This is a genomic window from Mesorhizobium sp. P160219, from assembly GCF_057786095.1.
On record NZ_JBYNWG010000001.1, the window covers coordinates 507,627 to 527,510 of the forward strand.

At 63.2% G+C, this 19,884-nt stretch carries 21 protein-coding genes and 1 pseudogene; 10 read left to right on the top strand and 12 right to left on the bottom strand.

What is annotated here, in order from left to right; all coding sequences use genetic code 11:
- Window positions 1–151 precede the first annotated feature (151 nt).
- Window positions 152–1,435 (bottom strand): MFS transporter, encoded by a 1,284-nt coding sequence (locus tag AC3EMP_RS02505; protein ID WP_031198487.1) that lies wholly within the window; start codon window positions 1,433–1,435, stop codon window positions 152–154.
- 73 nt (window positions 1,436–1,508) lie between these two features.
- On the opposite strand from AC3EMP_RS02505, the gene AC3EMP_RS02510 reads away from it, so the two are divergent.
- The 3 genes from AC3EMP_RS02510 to AC3EMP_RS02520 all read left to right on the top strand — a co-directional run bounded on the left by AC3EMP_RS02510 (window position 1,509) and on the right by AC3EMP_RS02520 (window position 3,266).
- On the top strand, window positions 1,509–2,126 hold the full coding sequence (locus AC3EMP_RS02510) for a TetR/AcrR family transcriptional regulator (protein ID WP_023681427.1): 618 nt from the start codon (window positions 1,509–1,511) through the stop codon (window positions 2,124–2,126).
- 76 nt (window positions 2,127–2,202) lie between these two features.
- Window positions 2,203–2,646: a hypothetical protein gene (locus AC3EMP_RS02515; protein ID WP_023681428.1), complete on the top strand. Its 444-nt coding sequence runs from the start codon at window positions 2,203–2,205 to the stop codon at window positions 2,644–2,646.
- Between the two features lie 26 nt (window positions 2,647–2,672).
- On the top strand, window positions 2,673–3,266 hold the full coding sequence (locus tag AC3EMP_RS02520; RefSeq protein WP_023745364.1) for a hypothetical protein: 594 nt from the start codon (window positions 2,673–2,675) through the stop codon (window positions 3,264–3,266).
- Window positions 3,267–3,485: 219 nt separating this feature from the next.
- On the opposite strand, the gene ppa is transcribed toward AC3EMP_RS02520, so the two are convergent.
- From ppa to AC3EMP_RS02555, 7 genes and pseudogenes are all read right to left on the bottom strand, one after another.
- Window positions 3,486–4,019, bottom strand: coding sequence for an inorganic diphosphatase (ppa, locus tag AC3EMP_RS02525; protein WP_023668623.1), 534 nt, complete (start codon window positions 4,017–4,019; stop codon window positions 3,486–3,488).
- Between the two features lie 123 nt (window positions 4,020–4,142).
- Window positions 4,143–4,649, bottom strand: coding sequence for a GNAT family N-acetyltransferase (locus AC3EMP_RS02530; protein ID WP_023668622.1), 507 nt, complete (start codon window positions 4,647–4,649; stop codon window positions 4,143–4,145).
- Between the two features lie 168 nt (window positions 4,650–4,817).
- Window positions 4,818–5,456: a TPM domain-containing protein gene (locus AC3EMP_RS02535; RefSeq protein WP_023668621.1), complete on the bottom strand. Its 639-nt coding sequence runs from the start codon at window positions 5,454–5,456 to the stop codon at window positions 4,818–4,820.
- Between the two features lie 6 nt (window positions 5,457–5,462).
- Window positions 5,463–6,353 (bottom strand): TPM domain-containing protein, encoded by an 891-nt coding sequence (locus AC3EMP_RS02540; protein ID WP_023824318.1) that lies wholly within the window; start codon window positions 6,351–6,353, stop codon window positions 5,463–5,465.
- 35 nt (window positions 6,354–6,388) lie between these two features.
- A pseudogene (locus AC3EMP_RS02545) lies at window positions 6,389–6,844 on the bottom strand (TPM domain-containing protein); the annotation flags it as partial.
- Window positions 6,845–6,893: 49 nt separating this feature from the next.
- Window positions 6,894–7,664, bottom strand: a complete 771-nt coding sequence (locus AC3EMP_RS02550; RefSeq protein WP_196813610.1) for a TPM domain-containing protein — start codon at window positions 7,662–7,664, stop codon at window positions 6,894–6,896.
- Between the two features lie 239 nt (window positions 7,665–7,903).
- Window positions 7,904–8,536 carry a LemA family protein gene (locus tag AC3EMP_RS02555; protein WP_023681434.1) on the bottom strand — a complete coding sequence of 211 codons (633 nt, stop codon included), beginning with the start codon at window positions 8,534–8,536 and terminating at the stop codon, window positions 7,904–7,906.
- A gap of 163 nt (window positions 8,537–8,699) precedes the next feature.
- Here AC3EMP_RS02555 and AC3EMP_RS02560 point away from each other — a divergent pair, with 163 nt between their 5' ends.
- The 6 genes from AC3EMP_RS02560 (at window position 8,700) to AC3EMP_RS02585 (ending at window position 14,148) form a co-directional block, all read left to right on the top strand.
- Window positions 8,700–8,951 carry a hypothetical protein gene (locus AC3EMP_RS02560; protein ID WP_023681435.1) on the top strand — a complete coding sequence of 84 codons (252 nt, stop codon included), beginning with the start codon at window positions 8,700–8,702 and terminating at the stop codon, window positions 8,949–8,951.
- 133 nt (window positions 8,952–9,084) lie between these two features.
- Window positions 9,085–9,969: a pyridoxal kinase PdxY gene (gene pdxY, locus AC3EMP_RS02565; RefSeq protein WP_023681436.1), complete on the top strand. Its 885-nt coding sequence runs from the start codon at window positions 9,085–9,087 to the stop codon at window positions 9,967–9,969.
- On the top strand, window positions 9,966–10,730 hold the full coding sequence (locus AC3EMP_RS02570; RefSeq protein WP_352712185.1) for a DUF429 domain-containing protein: 765 nt from the start codon (window positions 9,966–9,968) through the stop codon (window positions 10,728–10,730). Before pdxY ends, AC3EMP_RS02570 begins: the two co-directional genes overlap by 4 nt.
- A 149-nt stretch (window positions 10,731–10,879) precedes the next feature.
- Window positions 10,880–11,524 (top strand): carbonic anhydrase, encoded by a 645-nt coding sequence (locus AC3EMP_RS02575; RefSeq protein WP_023668613.1) that lies wholly within the window; start codon window positions 10,880–10,882, stop codon window positions 11,522–11,524.
- A 67-nt stretch (window positions 11,525–11,591) separates the two neighbouring features.
- On the top strand, window positions 11,592–12,005 hold the full coding sequence (locus AC3EMP_RS02580) for a hypothetical protein (RefSeq protein ID WP_023688839.1): 414 nt from the start codon (window positions 11,592–11,594) through the stop codon (window positions 12,003–12,005).
- 88 nt (window positions 12,006–12,093) lie between these two features.
- Window positions 12,094–14,148 carry a M3 family metallopeptidase gene (locus AC3EMP_RS02585; protein WP_023688838.1) on the top strand — a complete coding sequence of 685 codons (2,055 nt, stop codon included), beginning with the start codon at window positions 12,094–12,096 and terminating at the stop codon, window positions 14,146–14,148.
- Window positions 14,149–14,179: 31 nt separating this feature from the next.
- Here the strand turns inward: AC3EMP_RS02585 and AC3EMP_RS02590 are convergent, their stop codons facing one another.
- The 4 genes from AC3EMP_RS02590 to AC3EMP_RS02605 form a co-directional block, all read right to left on the bottom strand.
- Complete coding sequence (locus AC3EMP_RS02590) at window positions 14,180–15,655, bottom strand: M81 family metallopeptidase (RefSeq protein ID WP_488494582.1); 1,476 nt, start codon at window positions 15,653–15,655, stop codon at window positions 14,180–14,182.
- Window positions 15,656–15,680: 25 nt separating this feature from the next.
- Window positions 15,681–16,505 carry a carbohydrate ABC transporter permease gene (locus AC3EMP_RS02595; protein ID WP_023668609.1) on the bottom strand — a complete coding sequence of 275 codons (825 nt, stop codon included), beginning with the start codon at window positions 16,503–16,505 and terminating at the stop codon, window positions 15,681–15,683.
- A complete protein-coding gene (locus AC3EMP_RS02600; RefSeq protein ID WP_023681441.1) occupies window positions 16,502–17,371 on the bottom strand; it encodes a carbohydrate ABC transporter permease in 870 nt (289 codons plus the stop codon). The genes AC3EMP_RS02595 and AC3EMP_RS02600 overlap by 4 nt, the downstream gene beginning before the upstream one ends.
- Window positions 17,372–17,702: 331 nt before the next feature.
- Entirely contained in the window at window positions 17,703–18,935 is a 1,233-nt protein-coding gene (locus tag AC3EMP_RS02605) for an ABC transporter substrate-binding protein (RefSeq protein WP_023736814.1), read from the bottom strand.
- Between the two features lie 178 nt (window positions 18,936–19,113).
- Between AC3EMP_RS02605 and AC3EMP_RS02610 the strand changes: the two genes are divergently transcribed.
- Window positions 19,114–19,884: an SDR family oxidoreductase gene (locus AC3EMP_RS02610; protein WP_023688835.1), complete on the top strand. Its 771-nt coding sequence runs from the start codon at window positions 19,114–19,116 to the stop codon at window positions 19,882–19,884.

Sequence of the window (19,884 nt, forward strand, 5' to 3'; positions counted from 1 at the left end):
AGATGTCGCCGAAGGCGACAGAGGGGGTCGCCGCGCGTGAAGCGCCGACTTCCTCTTTCGTCACAAAGAACGCTGAGCCCCGTCGGACCGACCCCCTCTGGCCGCTTTGCGGCCATCTCCCCCTCAAGGGGGGAGATTAGCGCCCAGCGCCTTACGCCGCTTGCGGCTCCGGATCGAAAGCCGGCCTGCTCGTATTGATCAGCAGCGACAGACACGCGGCCACGATCGCCGTCATGCCGGCGATCAGGAAGGCCAGTTCGTAATTGCCCTGCAATTCGCGCATGGTGCCGCCGAAGGCGGCGGCGGTGGCGGCGCCGACTTGGTGGCCGGCTACGATCCAGCCGAACACGATCGGGCCGCTGCGGTCACCGAAGGCCTCGTTGGCGAGCCTGAGCGTCGGCGGCACGGTGGCGATCCAGTCGAGACCGTAGAGCACGGCGAAGATGATCAGGCTGGTCGCCGAGAAGCCGGAATAGGGCAGATAGATCAGCGCCAGGCCGCGAATGCCGTAGTAGACGCCGAGCAGCTTGCGCGGGTCGAAACGGTCGGTGAGCCAGCCCGAGAGCGTCGTCCCGATCAGGTCGAAAATGCCCATAAGCGACAGCAGGCCCGCGGCCTGTACCTCGGGGATGCCCATGTCGCCGCAGAAGGAGATCAGATGCGTGCCGACCAGCCCGTTGGTGGTGAAGCCGCAGATGAAGAACGTGGCGAACAGATACCAGAAGACGCGGGTGCGGGCAGCGCGGCGTAGCGTGTTCAGCGTATGCGCCAGGAAATTGCCTTGCGATGCCGGCGATACCGGCGGCACGTCATCCGCCCCGGCGCCATAGCGCACCATGCCGATCGAAGCGGGACGCTCCGGAACCAACAGCCAGACCAGCGGCAGAAGACAGGCGGTGGCGATCGAGACGGCGATAGCGACGGGCTGCCAGCCGCCCGACTGGGCGAGCGATGCCAGCAGCGGCAGGAACACCAACAGGCCGGTGGCGCTGGAGGCCGACATCAGCCCCATCACCAAGCCGCGATTGGTCTTGAACCAGCGGTTGACGATGGTGGCGCCGAGCACGGTGGCGACCGCGCCGGAGCCGATGCCGGAAAACACGCCCCAGGTGAGGAACAGGTGCCAGGGCTCGGTCATCAGTAGGCTGAGCGCGGTCGAGCCCGACATGATCACAAGCGAGGCAAGCAGCGTGCGGCGCAAGCCGATACGCTCCATCAATGCGGCGGCAAACGGCCCGGTCAGGCCGTAAAGGAAGATGCCGATCGCAGCGGCAATCGAAACCGTATCGCGCCCCCAGCCGAAGCTTTTATCCAACGGCAGCATCATCACCGAGGGTGCGGAACGAAGCCCGGCCGCGATCAACAGGCAAAGGAAGATGACGCCAACCACGACGAAAGCGTAGCGCTGGCCAAAGGGACGGGATTGAGCTATCATGTTACTGACCGGTACGTTGCAGGGTGAGGACATGTATACGTACCGATCGGTAACACGTCAATCGAGTCATACCATGCCAACGGACAAAAATATTGAACTGACCATCAAGGACGGTCATGCAGCCGCACCGCCCAAGGCTGCCAAGAAAATCCTCGACGTGGCCTACGACCTGTTCTACCGCCGCGGCATCCGGGCGATCGGCGTCGACGAGATCGTCAAGCGCGCCGGCGTCACCAAGCCCAGCCTGTACCGCAGCTTTCCCTCCAAGGACGAGCTCGCCGCTTCCTATCTCAGGCAATATGACCGTGAGTATTGGGAGCGTTTCGACGAAGCCGTGGCTGCCCATCCCGGCGACCCGCGGGCACAGCTCAGGGCTTTCCTGACTCGCGTCGGCAAGCGCACGCAAAGGCCGGACTATCGCGGCTGCGGCATGACCAACGCGGCGGTGGAATATCCCGAACATGGCCATCCGGCGCGCGTCGTCAGCGAGGCCAACAAGCAGGAGTTGCGCCACCGCCTGCGCGCGATGGCCGCAGCGATGGGCGCTAAAGACCCTGAGACGCTCGGCGACGGCCTGCTGCTGTTGATCGAAGGCGCCTATATCAGTGGCCAGCTCTTCGGCCTCGGCGGCCCGGCGGCAGCGGTCGCCCGCAACGCCGACCTGCTGATCGAGGCGAGCTTGAAGAAATAGACCTCTTGCGATCCATTCCAACCGCAAGCAATATCGCTGTCATGTCAGCGATCAAAACAGAATCGCAGGTAACGACTTGAACATTGCTCAGACGATTTTGGACGATCTCAAAAAAATGTTCGGGATCAATTACATGAAGCGGGGCGACCTGGCGTTGATCTCGCACGAGGAAAAGAGGGATATTGCCACGGTCTTCGACCTGAACGAGCACAGGGTCAAGGAGGCCGTTCTGCGCAGAGTGCTTTTTCTGTTTTTGGTCGCATCGGTTGCGATGTATGTTGGGATGTATTTCGACGGCAAGGCACACGGCATTACCCAAACGGCGCGCATTCTGATCGCGTCGATAAGCGCAGTCGCTTTGGTATTTTTATACCTGGATGTTTTTGTTCCCGTCGTCCTGCTTGCCGCCTGCGCGTCACTCCTCGCAATCTGCTGGATGGACTACCAGGCGTTCGTTGCAGCCGCTTCGTTTTCCGCTTTGTACGCGCTATATTTTTTTGCGAGGCTCAGAGCCCGATAGCGAAATAACCACAGGGATTATTCGCCATGCGCGCTCTTCTGCTCTCGCTTGCCCTTGCCGGCCTCTGCCAGGTCGCCCATGCCGACGGAATATCCAGCGTCTACACCGACCTCGACTCGCAAAAGGATTGCGTCACCTATGCGCAGGCCGAGGAAGGCGATGGCGACTGGGCCGAACTCGCCTGCTCCGGCTATCGCGGCTATCCCGTGCTGATCGCCTATGACGATGCGCGTGAATCGCTATTCTACGGGTTTCCGCCCGGCGGCGAGATGACCTCGGTCTGGGAGAGCTTTTCCGGCTTCAACTCGTCCGGCGCCAAAGTCGAATGGCGCATCGAGACCAAGGGCGACGTTGCCGTTCCCTTTGCCGTGATCCACCGCCGCTCGATCAGCAATCCCGAGGATGAGAACAAGCCGACCGAAGTGCTGCTCGTCGCCAAGGTCGCCCAGATGGAAGCCCGCGACGGCTGCACCATCGGCCTCGTGCTCGCCACCGGCAACCCTCAGGCCAACGACCAGGCGCGCAAGCTGGCGGACGAAAAGGCGAAGAGTTTCGCCTGTGGCAAGGACAAGCACACCGTCATCGGCAACGTGCCGGCGTTTGGTCGGGTGGATAACTAGCCACGTGGGTGCAAGGCACCCCCCTCTGCCCTGCCGGGCATCTCCCCCTCAAGGGGGGAGATTGGCAGCTTCGCTGGCGGCGCTTTTCTTTCGGCGCTGAAAATTGACGAAAGCCGTTGCGACTCCCCCCTTGAGGGGGAGATGGCCGGCAGGCCAGAGGGGGGTGCCTCGCGCTGGCGTTTGCCGCTTACTTGAACGAGACGCAGGCCTCTCTCGGCGCTACTTCGCCGCCTTCGCCCGTGCGATCGCGTCGACGATCATCTTCTTGGCGTATTTCGAATCGTGCCAGCCTTCGATCTTGACCCATTTGCCGGGCTCGAGATCCTTGTAGTGCTCGAAGAAGTGCTGGACCTGGTCGCGGGTGATCTCGGGCAGCTGCGTGTATTCGGTGACGTTTTCGTAGCGCAGCGTCAGCTTCGGCGAGGGCACGGCAATGACCTTCTCGTCCTGGCCGGCATTGTCTTCCATCACCAGCACGCCGATCGGCCGCACATTGATGACGCAGCCCGGCACCAGCGCGCGCGTGTTGCAGACCAGCACGTCGATCGGGTCGCCGTCGCCCGACAGCGTGTGCGGCACGAAACCGTAATTGCCGGGGTAGCGCATCGACGTATGCAGGAAACGGTCGACGAACAGCGTGCCGGCCTCCTTGTCCATCTCGTACTTGATCGGCTCGCCGCCGATCGGCACCTCGATGATGACGTTGATGTCCTCGGGCGGGTTCTTTCCGATGGCAATGGCTTCGATTCGCATGGCTTAAATCCCTCTCTCGATGTCCAAGATCGATAGCGGGCGGCGCGGCATGGTGCAATGCGGCGATTGGTGCGAAGCGCTAACGGAAGCGCACGGTTTATGATGATTTGTAACCGAGGCCGGTCATTCCCAGACGAAGGCGACCTTCTTGAGCGCCCTCTGCTCGAAAATCTCGACGCCTTCGGCGACGTCACGGCCACCCGCGCCGGCATAGAAGGAAAGTGCGTTCTGGTTGTCTTCCAGCGCCCACACCACCATTCCCTTCAGCCCGTGGTCGGCAAGCCGCGCCCGCGCCGCCTTGAACAGCCGGCTGCCGAGCCCGATGCCCTGATATTCCGGACGCAGGTAAAGTTCGTAGATTTCGCCCTGTTGCTTCAGCTCGCGGGCGCGGTTCTTGCCGATCGTGGCATAGCCGGCGATGGTGCCGCCGATCTCGACCACCAGAACGGTGGCGGCGCGGCGGATGGCGTTGGCCCACCAGTCGGCGCCGCGGCGGTTGATCATCGAGGTCAGCGAGCGATGCGGGATGATGCCGGAATAGGCGCCCTCCCAAGCCTGCTGGTGCACGTCGGCAATGGCGCCGGCGTCGCGCGGTTCGGCTTTCCTGATGTCGATGCTCAGCGTATTCATGATTTGTTAACCATAAACCCGCATCGGCCATTTGCAAGACTCGAGGTCAGCCCGCCGACCGCTTTCTCACAGCCGATCGCGACACTGCTGACAATGGGCAAAGCCTGCCTGGAAAACGCGCCCAGCCGGCGCGATCAGGCGTCCGTCCGGGTAGCGCTTGCTGGCTTTTCAGATCTCGACCAGATGATCGTCCAGTTCATTGGCGTCGCCCGACGTCACCGGGAAATGCTCGGCCAGCACCGCGCCGACCTGCCCGATCGCCTTGACGAAGCCGTCGGCGAGCCGGTCGTCACCGGCATGCTGCAGGAGATCGCGCACCACGCCGTCCCAGACATGCTGGCCGACCTTGCTGTCGATGCCCGAATCGGCGACCACTTCGGCATAACGCTCGGCGATCGACACGAAGACCAGCACGCCGGTGCGCGCCGTGGTGCGGTGGACATTGCGGGCGAGGAACTGCCTGAGCGCATTGTGATGTGCCGCCTGATAACGCTGCCGGCGCGGCACCAGATGGATGCGCAAGCCCGGCAGCGCCCACAAAAGCACCAACACCGAGGCCAGTGCCAGCAGTTGGACAATGACGAAATGCGGCAGCCGGATCGACAGCCACCAGGCTTCCAGCCCATAAGCGACGGCGAGGCTGGCAATCAGCATGCCTGATGTCGCCATGAAGGCGGCGGGAAAGAAATAGCCGTCGCTGGCATGCGCAACGACGCAGTAGATCTCGCCGTCGGTTTTGGCCTCGGCCGCGCGGATCGCGGTGGCGATGCGCTCATGGTCCTGTGGGCTGATCGGTCGTGTTGCCATCTTCTCTCACCAGCTCCCTGAAGACCCGCCACCGCCAGACGAACCGCCGCCGCCTGAAAACCCGCCGCCGCTGCTTGAGCCCGAAGACCAGCTGCTGCCCGAACTTCCCGATGACCATCCGCTGCCCGACGACGAACTTGTTGTCCAGCTGCTGGAGCCCGAGGACGATCCGCTCGGCCCCTGGCCGTAGCGAAAGGTCATGCCCAGCCATTTATACACGCCCGGCGACAGCTTGGTGCCGAAGATCGGCGGCAGGAAGGCCATCGCCAGGCCGCCGAAGAACATCGCCGCCCACAGGATCAGGAAGACCGCGACGACGGGATCGATGGGCGTGCTGCGGTCGGCCGGGTTGCGCTTGCCGCGCGCCTCCAGCTCTTCCGGGTTGCCTTCCAGCACCATGACCATGTCGTCGACGGCCTTGGAAATGCCGCCGGAGAAATCACCGGCGCGGAACGCCGGCACCATGTCGTTTTCGATGATCAGTTTGGTGTGCAGGTCGGTCAGCGTGCCTTCCAGCCCGTAGCCGACCTCGATGCGCATCTTGTGGTCGTTCTTGGCCACCAGCAGAAGCACGCCGTTGTTTTCGCCGGCCTGCCCGAGTTTCCAAAAGCGGAACAGCCGGTTGGCGTAGGGTTCGATCTCCTCGCCGTCGAGGCTGGGGATGGTGGCGACGACGATCTGGTCGGAGCCTTTGGTCTCGAAATCCGCGAGCTTCTGCGTCAGTGCCGCCTTGGTCGCGGCGTCGATAATACCGGCATTGTCGACCACCCGCCCGGTGAGTGCCGGCAGGTCTGCCGCCAAAGCTACAAACAGCATGGTGAGCATCGTCAACAGCGCGATGCCGATCGTCGCGGCTGCGCGGCCAGGTCTTGGCGGATTGAAGACGCGTACTGTCATGCCGTCACCAGTTCCCCTCAACCACCATGACTGTCCTCAATCACCATGATCATGTCGTCGACCGCTTTGGAAATACCGCCGGAGAAATCCCCGGCGCGGAAGGCCGGCACCATGCCTTCAATGATCCGTGTGGCGTGCTGGTTGGTGAGCGTGGCTTCCAGCCCGTAGCCGACCTCGATGCGCATCTTGCGGTCGTTCACGGCCACCAGCAGAAGCACGCCATTGTTCTTGGCCTTCTGGCCGAGCTTCCAAGCGTTGAACAGCCGGGTGGCGTAAGGCTCGATCTCCTCGCCGTCGAGGCTGGGAACCGTCGCGACGACGATCTGGTCGGAGCCTTTGGTCTCGAAATCGGCCAGTCTTTGGGTGAGCGCCGCCTCGGTCGCGGCATCGATGATGCCTGCATTGTCGACGACACGACCGGTGAGGGCGGGCAGTTCCGCCGCCAGCGCCGCGAAGCTGACGAGCAAGACCAGCAAGGCAGCGCCGGTCATCGTGGCGAAGCGGCCATGCCAGGGATTGGCGATGCGTGTTGTCATCTCGTCACCAGCTTCCCGAGGAGCCGCCGCCGCCGGACGAACCGCCGCCGCCGGAAAAGCCGCCACCACCGCTTGAACCCGACGACCAGCCGCCCCCGCCCGAAGACCAGCCGCCGCTGGACGACCGCCGGCCCGGCTCGAATGTCATGCCGAGCCAGCGATAGCGGCCGGGACCGAGTTTTTGGCCGAAGATCGGCGGCAGGATGGAGGCGGCCATGCTGCCGAAGAAGATGATTGCCCAGATGCTGATGAAGACGCCGAAGAACAGATTGTCGGTATTGATGGGCGGCTTCTGGTTGCGCTCGCCGCGCGCCTCCAATTCCTCCGGATTGCCTTCCAGCACCATCACCATGTCGTCGACGGCCTTGGAAATGCCCCCGGAGAAATCGCCGGCGCGGAACGCCGGCACCATGTCGTTTTCGATGATCAGCTTGGTGTGCAAATCGGTCAGCGTGCCTTCCAGCCCATAGCCGACCTCGATGCGCATCTTGCGGTCGTTCGGCGCCACCAGCAGCAGCACGCCGTTATTTTCCTTGGCCTGGCCGAGCTTCCAGAAGCGAAACAGCCGGTTGGCGTAAGGCTCAATCTCCTCGCCGTCGAGGCTGGGGATGGTGGCGACGACGATCTGGTCGGAGCCTTTTGTCTCGAAGTCGGCGAGTTTCTGGGTGAGCGCGGCTTTGGTTCCCGCGTCGATAATGCCGGCGTTATCGACGACGCGGCCGGTCAGCGCGGGGAGGTCGGCGGCGAAGGCGGTGAGGGGCAGGAAGACGGCCAGAAAGGCGAGAAGAACACCAAGGTTGGCGTTCCTTCGCGTCCCCCTCTGTCCTGCCGGACATCTCCCCCTCGAGGGGGGAGATTGGCAATCTCGCTGCCGACGCTCAGCCGGCAACGCTGATATTTGGCGCAAGGACAGAAGACAGCTGATCTCCCCCCTTGAGGGGGAGATGTCCGGCAGGACAGAGGGGGGTGTGAAGGAACGCAAGGCTGGCAAAGGCCAAGCTCACCCAGACGTCATCACCCGCCCTGCTTCGTGCCGAAATCGACCTTCGGCGGCTGCATCTTGTCTTCTTCGACGGTGAAGTTGGCGAAGGGCTCGTTGCTGCGGAACCAGAAGGTTGCCCATAGCACCGACGGAAAGGTCCTCAGCGTCAGATTGTAATCCTTGACCGCCAGGATGTAGTCGCGCCGCGCCACGGCGATACGGTTCTCGGTGCCTTCGAGTTGCGCCTGCAGCGCCAGGAAATTCTGGTTGGCCTTGAGGTCGGGATAGGCCTCCGACACCGCGATCAGCCGCGACAGCGCGCTGGTCAGCCCTGATTGCGCATCCTGGAACTTCTTGAGCGCTTCGGGGTCCTTCAGCGTTTCCGGCGTCACCGTGATCTGCGTTGCCTTGGCGCGCGCCTCGACCACCGCATCGAGCGTGTCCTTTTCATGCGAAGCATAGCCCTTCACCGTCTCGACCAAATTGGGAATGAGGTCGGACCGACGCTGATACTGGTTCAGCACCTCGCTCCATGCCGCCTTGGCGTTCTCCTCCGCCGTCGGGATGGTATTGAAGCCGCAGCCGGCGAGCAGAGGCAGCACGACGGCCATCATCAGCACGGCCGGCAGACTGCGGAAAGGGAAGGCAAGGCGCTGGGCAAACATGGTGAGGTCCCTCGACAGAAGTTGCATGCGAAGCATTAGCACAATCCGCGCTCAAGAAAATGTCTGCCGCTGGCGCGCATTCCTGGCGCGCATTCATGCGCCGGCGAGGCCCTGTGATTGATCGCGCGAACACGATATGGTTGCCGGCAAACAGGACAGGATCATGGCGGAACGCCGCGACGATGACAGCGAATCGCGCCGCATTATTGAGCGCGTGGCGAACGAGGGCGGCCTTGGCGGCGCATCGCTGGTGTCACGGGCAGCGAAAGGCGCGCGCGATCATGTTACCGCAGCCGAGGCCGACCGATCCGATCCGATCGAGGTCTGGGGCACCCGCATCGGTCGCGCACTTGGGCTCATCGTCGCCCTCGGCCTTTTGATCTGGCTCGTGTACTACGTCTCCCGGGGCAGCTAGAGCATGATCCTGAAAAGTGGGAACCGGTTTTCTCGGACAAGCGGGAACCGTTTTGTCCGGAGATCATGCTCCAACCAAAGAGATAGATCAGGATGACGATTCAACGAAAAATTATCCGTATCTAGGATTTTCCATGAACAGCGAAAAAGCCGACGCGCCGCGCGCGGTCATCGTCATTTCCAGCCATGTCGCCCGCGGCTCGGTCGGTAACCGCGCCGCCGTGTTTGCGCTGGAGACGCTGGGCTTTCCGGTGTGGGCGGTGCCGACGGTCATCCTGCCCTGGCATCCGGGCCATGGCCGCGCCACGCGCATCGTGCCGCCGCTCGACCAGTTCAAGGCGCTGATGGCCGATCTCGAGCGCGCGCCCTGGCTGGGCGAGGTGGGCGCGGTGCTGTCGGGCTATCTCGGCGAGGCCGGCCAGGCCGAGGCCGTCGCCTCGCTGGTTGCGGCGGTCAAGGCCAAGACGCCGGACGCGATCTATATATGCGATCCGGTGATGGGCGATTCCGGCGGGCTCTATGTGCCCGAGCCGACGGCCGCCGCGATACGCGACCGGCTGATGCCGATCGCCGACATCGCCACCCCCAACCGCTATGAGCTGGAGTGGATGGCCGGCGCGCCTTTGCCCGATCTGAAATCGGTGATCTCGGCCGCCCTCCATGCCGGACCGTCAACAATGCTGGTGACGTCGGCACAGTCGATGATGACCGGCGGCACCGGCAATCTGCTGCTTGACGGCACCCAGGCGCTGCTGGCCGAACACCGCCTCATCGACAAGCCGCCGAATGGCCTCGGCGACCTGACTGCGGCCGTCTACCTCGCCCGCATCCTGTCGGGGCAGCCGCCGATCAAGGCGCTGCAATCGACCACCGCCGCCGTCTACGAAATCCTGGCGCGAACCGCCAAGCGTGGCGGCGACGAGTTGCAGCTTGAAACCGATGCCCAGAGCCTGTCGCATCCGATGGCGATGGTGCAGCTGCGCCACCTCACGCATCCGGGGCGGGACCGCCGGGCGTGACCTCGACCGTGGTCGTCGGCGTAGACGGCTGCAAGGCCGGCTGGATCGCCGTCCGCCGCGATCTGGATGCCGCGCCGTCAGTCCGCGTCTTTCCCAGCTTTGCGGCCCTGCTCGACGCCTTGCCCGCCGATGCGACAGTGGCCGTCGACATGCCGATCGGCCTGCCGGACGTCTCGCAAAGAGGCGGGCGCGGGCCGGAGACCTTGGTACGGCCAATGCTCGGAGCACGGCAATCCAGCATCTTCTCTATCCCGTCCCGCGCGGCCCTCTACGCCGACATCAGCGACTTCACCACGGTCGAGGCTTGGTATGAGGCGCATCGGCGCGCCAGCGAGGTGGCCAAGGCGACCTCCGATCCGCCACGCGGCGTCTCGATCCAGGCCTTCGGCATCTTTGCCAAGATCCGCGAGATCGACGCGCTGCTGATTATGCGTCCGGAACTGCGCCGCCGCGTCTTCGAATCGCACCCCGAAGTGGCCTTCTGCCGGCTGAACGGCGAAGAACCGATGACGCTGCCGAAGAAGATCAAGGGCGCAGTCAATCCTGCCGGGATGGAAGAGCGCAAGGCACTGCTCTGCCGGCACGGCTATACCAGAGCTTTCCTCGACCAGCCGCCGCAACGCGGTGCTGCCGCCGACGATTTCCTCGACGCCGCAGCGATGATGCTGATTGCCGGACGCATTGCCGGCGGCGAGGCAAAGCCGTTTCCCGACCCGCCGCTTGCCGACCGTTTGGGCATTCCCCTGGCGATCTGGGCGTGAGGCAAGCGGCGAGCCATGCGTGCGGCATGGCGATTTGCGACGAAGCCATCCGCAATTCGGCATTGCCCGCGACGGGCATTTGCCGTTAGAGCCTTTCTAACTTGAAATGAGCTGCCGTCGCTAACCCCGAAAGGCTTCATCCCTAGCCCATGCCCCATCTCCCCGAACATCTTTGGACCGGCTACCGCAACTTCATGAATGGCCGCTATCTCACCGAGAGCGGACGCTATCGCGAGCTCGCCCGCGAAGGGCAGGCGCCCGAAACCATGATCGTTGCCTGCTGCGATTCCCGCTCTGCCCCCGAGGCGATCTTCGACGCCGGTCCGGGCGAACTGTTCGTCCTGCGCAATGTCGGCAATCTGGTGCCGCCCTATGCGCCGGACGGCGAGTTCCACTCGACCTCGGCCGCGCTCGAATTCGCCGTGCAGAGCCTGAAGGTGAAAAACATCGTGGTGATGGGCCATGGCCGCTGCGGCGGCATCCGCGCCGCGCTCGACACCAATTCGGCGCCGCTGTCGCCCGGCGACTTCATCGGCAAATGGATGAGCCTGATCGCGCCGGCGGCCGAAACCGTTTCGTCCAGCACGTTCATGACGACAACCGAACGGCAGACGGCGCTGGAGCGGATTTCCATCCGCTATTCGATCGCCAATCTCAGGACCTTCCCTTGCGTCTCCATCCTCGAAGGCAAGGGGCGGCTGTCGCTGCATGGCGCCTGGTTCGACATCTCGACCGGCGAGCTCTGGGTGATGAACAAGGACACCGGCGACTTCGAGCGGCCGGATTTGACGTAGACCCATGATCCCGAAAAGTGGGAACCGGTTTTCGGATAAGGGCATGGTCAAATAAGAGGAGGCAAGAATGCGGGTTTGGCCTGCGATCGCTTTCGCCGTAGCGGCGCTGCTGATTTCGCTCGTCCCTGCCCGCTCCGATGACGGCGCCATTATCGACCGCTGGTATTCGGCGCTGCTGGTCGCCGATCGCACCGAATTGTCGGACCTGCTCGCCGACGATGTCCGCATCAAGCTCGACGATCTCGGCGTCGTACAGTCGAAGCAGGAGTTCATCGCGTCGATCGACGAATGGAAGGGCGCGGTCGCCGGCGCCGCAATCCGGCATCGCGTCGAAAAGAGCGAGGCCGGCGTCACAACTGTCATCGCCTGCTATGATTTCCCCAACAATGACATGCTGATGCAGGAGACGTTCGCCGTCACCGGCAACCGCATCACCGCCAGTTCGCAAGCGGCGATCGCGGAAAATTGCGACGGCTTCTGACGCGGGCTTGAACGGCCGCGCTGTTGCGCCGCGCCAGTCATCGCCCTACATCGGTCAGCAAGCTCCGCCAATCATCGAAAGATCCCCCATGCCGTCCACGAAAACCGTCGATCTCGCCGCCCATCCGCTGACCAAATGGCAAGGGCCGCTCGGCCTGCCGGATTTTGCCAGCATCGGCGACGACGATTTCTCCTCGGTGTTCGACGCGGCGCTGAAGGCACATGAGGCCGAAATCGATGCGATCGCCGGCAACAAGGATGCGCCGACCATCGAGAATACGCTGGCAGCCCTCGAGCTCGCCGGTGAGCCGCTCGACCATGTCTCGTCGATCTTCTGGTGCCGGGCCGGCGCCCACACCAACGATGCGATCCAGGCGCTGGAGCGCGATATCTCGCCAAAAATGTCGAGGCATTTCTCGGCGATCTCGATGAACGAGAAATTGTTTGCCCGCGTCGACGATCTCTACCAGCGCCGTGAGACGCTCAAACTCGACGCCGAGACGCTGCGGGTGCTGGAGAAGACCTGGAAAGGCTTTGTGCGATCGGGCGCAAAACTCGACGCCGACGGCAAGAAGCGGCTGGCCAACATCAGCGAGGAGCTGTCCTCGCTCGGCACGACCTTCGGCCAGAACGTGCTGGCCGACGAGCGCGACTGGGCGCTTTTCCTCGACGAGGCTGATCTTGCGGGCCTGCCGGACTTCGTGAAGAGTTCGATGGCCGAAGCCGCCGAGACGCGCGGCCAGAAAGGCCGCTACGCAGTCACCTTGTCGCGCTCTATCTATGAGCCGTTCACGACCTTCTCCGAACGCCGCGACCTGCGCGAGAGCGCCTTCCGCGCTTTCACCATGCGCGGCCAGAATGGCGGCGCCAGCGACAACACCGCAGTGGTGCGCGACATGCTGAAACTGCGCGCCGAAAAGGCCAGGCTGCTAGGCTATGCCTCGTTCGCCGCGCTGAAACTCGACGACACCATGGCCAAGACGCCGAAGGCGGTGCACGACCTCCTCGACCCGGTCTGGGAGAAAGCGCTGGAGAAGGCCGCCGCCGACCAGAAGGAGCTGGAGCGGCTGGCGACCAAGGCAGGCAGCAACGAAAAATTCGCCGCCTGGGACTGGCGCTTCTACCAGGAGAAATTGCGCGCCGAAAAATTCGCCTTCGACGAGGCGGAACTGAAACCCTATCTGCAACTCGACCGCATCATCGACGCCTGCTTCGACGTCGCCACAAAACTGTTCGGCATCACTTTCGAGGAGAAGAAGGGCATCGCCGCCTGGCATCCCGACGCGCGCGTCTTCGTGGTGAAGAACGCCGATGGCAGCGAGCGCGGCCTGTTCCTCGCCGACTATTTCGCCCGGTCCTCGAAGCGCTCCGGCGCGTGGATGAGCGCGCTGAAGTCGGGCTACAAGCTTGGCGATGGCTCCAAGCCGGTGATCTACAATATCATGAACTTCGCCAAGCCGCCGGCCGGGGAAGCAGCGCTGTTGTCGGTCGATGAGGCCAAGACCCTGTTCCACGAGTTCGGCCATGCTTTACACGGCATGCTGACCGACGTCACCTGGCCGTCGGTGGCGGGCACCTCGGTTTCCCGCGATTTCGTCGAACTGCCTTCGCAGCTCTACGAGCACTGGCTGACGGTGCCCGCAGTGCTGGAAAAGCATGCGCTGCATGTTAAGACCGGCAAGCCGATGCCGAAGTCGCTGCTCGACAAGATGCTGGCCGCCCGCACGTTCGGCGCCGGTTTCGCCACGGTCGAGTTCACAGCGTCGGCGCTGATCGACATGGCGTATCACGCGCGGCCGGATGCGCCGGCGGAACCGCTGCGTTTCGAAGCCGAAACGCTGGAAAAGCTTGATATGCCCGACACCATCGCCATGCGTCATCGCACCCCGCATTTCGGCCATATCTTCTCCGGCGACGGTTATTCAGCCGGCTACTATTCCTACATGTGGTCGGAAGTGCTCGACGCCGACGCCTTCGCCGCCTTCGAGGAGACCGGCGATCCCTTCAACCCGGCGCTGGCGGAACGGCTTCGGAAGAATATCTATGCCGCTGGCGGGTCGAAGGATCCGGAGGAGCTGTACACGGCGTTCCGCGGCAAGATGCCTTCGCCGGAAGCGATGATGGTGAAGCGGGGATTGCTATAGCGCCGCCTTATCTCCCCCCTCGAGGGGGAGATCACCAGCGCCAAGGATCCGCCACCCGTGGCCACACCGGCCGCGTCAGCTTCCTGTAATCCGTCACCGCCGGATTGCTCGGATACGAGCTCGGCGCCGAGACATAGATGATCTCCGCCGCGATCGGTTCAAAGCCGGCGTAGAAATGGTTGGTTGACTTGATCAGCAATATGTCCTTCGACAACGGATCGACACCGATGTTGGAGAAGACATCCGGCTCGAAGGTCTGCGTGCGGTTGGTGTTGAGGATGATGTCGATTTCGGTGCCTTCGAGCCGCACCAGCGCCGTCGGTCCGAGCGTCACCCGGCTCGGCCCGAAGCTCTGCCAGCCCTCGGGGACGGCTTTCAACACCTTGACGCGCGCATCGATCGGTTCGCCGGCCAGCGGCCCGGCCTTGCCGCCGAAGCGCAGGTCGATGACGGCGCCTTCGCCTGCCGCCTGGCAAAAGGTGACAGCGATCGGGTCCCAGATCGTCGCCACGCCAAAATTGTCCACGCCCTGTTCCAGCATGGCGCGCAGCACGACCGTACCGTCGCCGGCGACGCCACCGCCGGGATTGTCCCAGATGTCGGCAATCACAACCGGCTTGCCGGGATTTTCCTTGCGCACGGCCAGTGCCCGCGCGATGCCGTCCTCGGTGTTCAGCATCGTCATCGCCGTCCTTTCGCGGATGGCGTAAAGCTCGTGCCCTAGCCTCTCCGCCAGCGCATCGCCCTTGGCCTTGTCATTGTCAGTGACGACCAGGATGCGCGTGCCCATTTCCGGCACGTCCGCGGCCATGAAGCCATGGATGACCGAGACCGACAGCACGCCGTCCTTGCCGTGCAGCGCCTTGATGCGGTCGACGAAGGAGCGCATCGGCTCGCGGCTGGTCGGCAGCACCTGGATCATGCGGCAGTCGAACGTCGAGATCACCGGCTTGATCTCGTCGCGCGCCGCCGCCAATCCAAGCTCGACGACATGTTCGCCGCGCTCATAGAAGTCGGTGTGCGGGAATTCGAGGAAATAGGCCATGACATTGCATGCCGCGACGCGCTTTGGGGTCAGATGACTGTGCGGGTCGAGCTCGACCGCGATCACCACGTCGGGCCCGACGATTGCGCGAACCCGTTCCAGCAGATCGCCTTCGCAATCGTCATAGCCTTGCGCCACCATGGCGCCGTGCAGGCCGAGGATGACGGCGTCGACCGGCAAGGCTGCCTTCAACTGGCCGAGAATCTCGTCGCGCAACGACTTATAGGTCTGCCGCTGCACCAGCCCGCCCGGCTCCGCCCAGGTGGCGGTGCCTTCGATGACGGTCAGCCCTTCGGCAGCCGCACGCCGGCGCAGCGCGACCATCGGCGAGGAGCACAAGGTCGGCGTGTCTGGATGCTTGCCCGGCCCGGCATAGAACGCCATCTCGAACGACGCCCGGTCGGTCGGCACCGGCGAGAAGGTGTTGGTTTCGGTCGCCAGCGAGGCGGTGAAGATGCGCATGAAAGCTCCGTTGTGAATGGCGCCGTTATTTGACCGCCCCGAGCGCCAGCCCGCGGACGAGATAGCGCTGCAGCCAGATGAACAGGATTGCCACCGGCAGCGTCGCCAGCAGCGTCGCCGCCATTACATGGTGCCATTCGATCGTGTAGCGGCCGGCGACCAGCGAGAACACCTGGATAGGCAGCGTGTAACTTTCCTGGCTGCGCAGCATTGTGAGCGCAACGACGAACTCATTCCATGCGTTGATGAAGGTGAAGATGGCGGTCACCGCTATTGCCGGCAGGCAAAGCGGCAGAAACACTTTTCGCAAGGTCAGCCATCGGCCGGCGCCTTCCATCCACGCTGCTTCCTCGAGATCGCGCGGGATGGTGTCGAAATAGCTTTGCAGCATCCACACGGTGAAGGCGACGTTGAAAGCCATGTAGATGACGCCGAGCGCGGTCGTGGATTCGATCAGACCCCAGGCCGCCATCAGCCGGAACAGGCCGAGCACCAGCACGATCGGCGAGATCATCTGCGAGATCAGCAGGAACTGGCGGAAGGCGCCATAGCCGGCAAAGCGAAACCGCGACATGGCATAGGCGGCCGGCACCGAGATCAGGATGGCGCCGACGGTGGCGATAACAGAGACATAGAGCGAATTGGCCAGCGCCTGGCCAAAGCCGGTCGCCACCCACATGTCGGCAAAATTCGACCAGTGGAATTCGCTTGGCCACCAGGTCGGCGACAGCACCTCCTGCCGCGGCTTGACCGCGGTCAAAAACATTACCGCGAAGGGGAAGATCGTCACCACGAGCAGCGGCGAAAGCAGCAGCCAGGCGATGATCGTACGCTTCAGCTTGGGCGTCATGTGCGCTGCTCCCGCATGGCAAGCCGCACATAGATCATGGTGAAGATCAAAAGGATGGCGAACATCAGCAGCGACACCGCCGATGCTTCGCCCAGCTTGCCGATGCGGAAGGCCAGCTTGTAGAGATGGGTGACCAATATGTCGGTCGAGTTGGCCGGCCCGCCCTGCGTCATCACCCAGATGATCGGGAAGGAATTGAAGACGTAGATGGTGTTGAGCACGATGGCGATGTTGATGAACGGCTTCAGCAGCGGAAAGGTGATCTCGCGGAACTGCTGCAGCGGCGTCGCCCCCTCCAGGGCCGCCGCCTCGTAGAGGTCGTCGGGGATCGACGACAGGCCGCCGAGGAAGATGGTCGTGGTGAACGGTACCGTCACCAATATGCCGATCAGCACCTGCATCGGGAATGCCGTCTCGGCGCGCGCCAGCCACTGGATGTTTTCATGGATCAGGCCGAGCCCGATCAGCGCCGAGTTCAGCATGCCGCTTTCACCGTTGAGCGCCCAGCGCCAGACCACCGCCGTCATCGTCAGCGACACCGCCCAGGGCAGCATGATGATGACGCGGGCAATGCCGCGGCCGTAGAAATCGGTGTTGAGGATCATCGCCACCGGCACCGACAACAGCAGCGCGCCGCCGACCACCAGCAACGTCCACAGGCCGGTGCGCCAGAGTGCCGCCAGGAAATCGGGATCGGCGAGGAAGGCTGAATAATTGGCGAAATCGTTGAAGTCGCGTAGCTGGCCGAAGCGGCTGACGTCATGCGTCGAGATCTGGATCAGGTCCCAGACCGGCCAGAAGATGACGACCGCCGCCAGCAACAGGCTGGGCAAGGTCAGCAGATAGGGCAAGAAGCGATTTTGCATCGGCCGGTTTTGTACCGTGGTTCTGTGGCGCTGGCACGCCAGCTCGGATCAATCTTGCATATCGGTCTTTAGCAGCGCTTCAGAAGAATGCCTTTCCTCTCCCCCGTCGATCAGGGGAGAGGTGTCGAGCGAAGCTCGGGGGGTCGACCCTTGGGGCGCAAGGCGAGGTGATGTTTGCCCCTATTGCCCTTCCTATGTCCGTTCGCGGCGGTTGCCAGGTGGTTCCCCCACTCCGTCTCGGCTTCGCCGAGCCACCTCTCCCCCTCCGGAGGGAGAGGAAAGTGTGGCGCGCCCCGATCTCAGGGGCGCGCCGGGCGCAGGGAGATACGCCCTATTTCTTGATCACGGCGTTGGCCTTGGCAGCCGCTTCCTTCAAGCCTGCCTCGGGGTCGCCGCCGAGATAGATCTTCTGCATGGCATCCGAGGTGATCTGGGCGACTTCTTCCCAGCCGGGGATGACCGGCGCAAAGCGGGCGTCGGGCAGCAGCGCGGTGAACGCTGCCAGATCGGCATTGTTGACGTAATAGTCCATCTTGGCCTCTTCCTTGTTCACCGGCAGGAAGCCTTCCCCTTGCGTGAACTTGGCGCGCTGTTCGGTGGTGAACAGGAAGTCGAGCAGCTTCCAGGCCTCATCCTTGTTCTTGGAATTCTTGAACATGATGATGGAATCGGTGACGCCGTACGTGCCGCGCGCGCCGGTCGGTCCGGCGGGGATAGCGGCCACGCCGTATTTCAGGTTCGGCGCCTCGTCCTTGATCTGGTTGGACAGGAAGGGCGCGGTGATCATCATGCCGACCTTGCCCTGCTTGAACAGGTTCTGGACGTCCTCGCGGTTGTTGGAGGTGACGCCGGGTTCCGTCAGGCCTTCGTCGATCATCGACTTGTAGAGCTTGGCGGCTTCGAGCGCGCCCGGCGTGCCGAGGCCCGACGTGCCATCCTTGTTGAGAATCTCGGTGCCTTGCGACCACATCGCATAATAATAATAGACGTCGGTCTCGATCTCCTTGCCCTGCAGGCCGAAGCCGAACGTGCCGGTGCCCAGTGCCTTGATCTTGCGCGCATCCTCCTGCAACTCGGTCCAGGTTGCCGGCGGGTTGGCGATTCCGGCCTTCTCGAACAATTCCTTGTTGTAGTACATGGCGCGCGCCGAGGCCGCGATCGGCAGGCCATAGGTCTTGCCCTCCATGATCGACGGCGACAGGAAGGTGTCGATGAAGCGGTCCTTGAAGTCTGGCTTGATGTAGGCGTCGAGCGGCTCGGCGACATCCTGCTGGACGAAATCGATCAGCCAGCGGGTGCCGATGATCGACAGGTCGGCATTGGTACCGGCCGTGATGTCGGTGGTCAGCTTCTGCAGCAGCACGTCCCACGGCACAACTTCGAACTTGACGGTGATACCCGGGTTGGCTGCCTCGAATTCCTTTTTCACCGCTTCGAAATACGGGCCGGTCTTGGCGCTGTATTCGGCGACGGTTACGCGCACCTCGCCGGCATCTGCCTGCGCGGCCAGGGCGAGCAGGCTCATTCCGGCCATCACGCCGACAGTCCATTTTGCAAGCTTCATTCGATCTCTCCCATTTGATTGCGTCTGCACTCTTGCGGCTTTGAGGCGGCCACGGCTTTATGTGACTTTCCTACATTATCCATGATTTCGCGCTGTGCAAGCGGATTATCCTGTTGCTTAATTACATTTCTTAAAATAGCGTTTTCCGATTATCGTAGATCCCAGGGAGGCGCGCAGCGTGGTTTCAACGGCCGAATTCGCAGGCAAGACCGTGCTGGTGACCGGCGCCGGCGGCGGGCTCGGCTCGGCTATTGTGGCGCTGCTGGCCGAACGAGGCGCGCGCGTCGTCGGCTGCGACCAGTCGCAAGACCAGCTCGGCAGTCCGCATCTGGCGTCGCGCCACGTCTTCGACCTTCTCGACCGGATCTCCACCGATGCCGCGATCACGGCGATCCTCGAGAAAGACGGCGTGCCCGACATCCTGATCAACAATGCCGGCTGGACGCGCGCCGAGACTCTTGCAGCGCTGACCCCCGACAAGATCACGCATGAACTCGACCTCAATCTGACCGGGGTGATGCTGTTCGCCGATCCGCTGATCAAGGCAATGGCCGCGCGCGGTTCGGGCAGCGTCGTCTTCATCTCTTCCGTCAACGCCATCGCCCACTTCGGCAACCCGGCCTATGCCGCGGCCAAGGCCGGCATCAATGCCTATGCCAAAGCGGTCGCTGTGGAACTCGGCCGCAACGGGCTGCGCGCCAATGTCGTCTGCCCCGGCTCGATCCGCACCGCCGCATGGGACCATCGGCTGGCCAAGAACCCGGATGTTCTCGGCAAGCTCAAGCGGCTCTATCCGCTCGGCCGCATCGTCGACGCCACGGAAGTGGCCGAAGCGGTGGCCTTCCTTGTTTCGGATCGCGCATCGGGGATAACCGGCGCGGTGGTGCCGGTCGACGCCGGACTGACCGCCGGCTTCCTGCCCTTCATCGACGACATATTGGGAGCCTGA

What these genes read in the sequence shown, in the direction of transcription:
- AC3EMP_RS02580 (WP_023688839.1), top strand. Translation starts at nt 11,592, where the DNA reads ATGCGGGTTTGGCCTGCGATCGCTTTCGCCGTAGCGGCGCTGCTGATT.
- AC3EMP_RS02590 (WP_488494582.1), bottom strand. Translation starts at nt 15,655, where the DNA reads ATGCGCATCTTCACCGCCTCGCTGGCGACCGAAACCAACACCTTCTCG.
- AC3EMP_RS02575 (WP_023668613.1), top strand. Translation starts at nt 10,880, where the DNA reads ATGCCCCATCTCCCCGAACATCTTTGGACCGGCTACCGCAACTTCATG.
- AC3EMP_RS02535 (WP_023668621.1), bottom strand. Translation starts at nt 5,456, where the DNA reads ATGGCAACACGACCGATCAGCCCACAGGACCATGAGCGCATCGCCACC.
- pdxY (WP_023681436.1), top strand. Translation starts at nt 9,085, where the DNA reads ATGAACAGCGAAAAAGCCGACGCGCCGCGCGCGGTCATCGTCATTTCC.
- AC3EMP_RS02530 (WP_023668622.1), bottom strand. Translation starts at nt 4,649, where the DNA reads ATGAATACGCTGAGCATCGACATCAGGAAAGCCGAACCGCGCGACGCC.
- AC3EMP_RS02585 (WP_023688838.1), top strand. Translation starts at nt 12,094, where the DNA reads ATGCCGTCCACGAAAACCGTCGATCTCGCCGCCCATCCGCTGACCAAA.
- AC3EMP_RS02605 (WP_023736814.1), bottom strand. Translation starts at nt 18,935, where the DNA reads ATGAAGCTTGCAAAATGGACTGTCGGCGTGATGGCCGGAATGAGCCTG.
- AC3EMP_RS02600 (WP_023681441.1), bottom strand. Translation starts at nt 17,371, where the DNA reads ATGCAAAATCGCTTCTTGCCCTATCTGCTGACCTTGCCCAGCCTGTTG.
- AC3EMP_RS02520 (WP_023745364.1), top strand. Translation starts at nt 2,673, where the DNA reads ATGCGCGCTCTTCTGCTCTCGCTTGCCCTTGCCGGCCTCTGCCAGGTC.
- AC3EMP_RS02560 (WP_023681435.1), top strand. Translation starts at nt 8,700, where the DNA reads ATGGCGGAACGCCGCGACGATGACAGCGAATCGCGCCGCATTATTGAG.
- AC3EMP_RS02595 (WP_023668609.1), bottom strand. Translation starts at nt 16,505, where the DNA reads ATGACGCCCAAGCTGAAGCGTACGATCATCGCCTGGCTGCTGCTTTCG.
- AC3EMP_RS02540 (WP_023824318.1), bottom strand. Translation starts at nt 6,353, where the DNA reads ATGACAGTACGCGTCTTCAATCCGCCAAGACCTGGCCGCGCAGCCGCG.
- AC3EMP_RS02555 (WP_023681434.1), bottom strand. Translation starts at nt 8,536, where the DNA reads ATGTTTGCCCAGCGCCTTGCCTTCCCTTTCCGCAGTCTGCCGGCCGTG.
- AC3EMP_RS02505 (WP_031198487.1), bottom strand. Translation starts at nt 1,435, where the DNA reads ATGATAGCTCAATCCCGTCCCTTTGGCCAGCGCTACGCTTTCGTCGTG.
- ppa (WP_023668623.1), bottom strand. Translation starts at nt 4,019, where the DNA reads ATGCGAATCGAAGCCATTGCCATCGGAAAGAACCCGCCCGAGGACATC.
- AC3EMP_RS02510 (WP_023681427.1), top strand. Translation starts at nt 1,509, where the DNA reads ATGCCAACGGACAAAAATATTGAACTGACCATCAAGGACGGTCATGCA.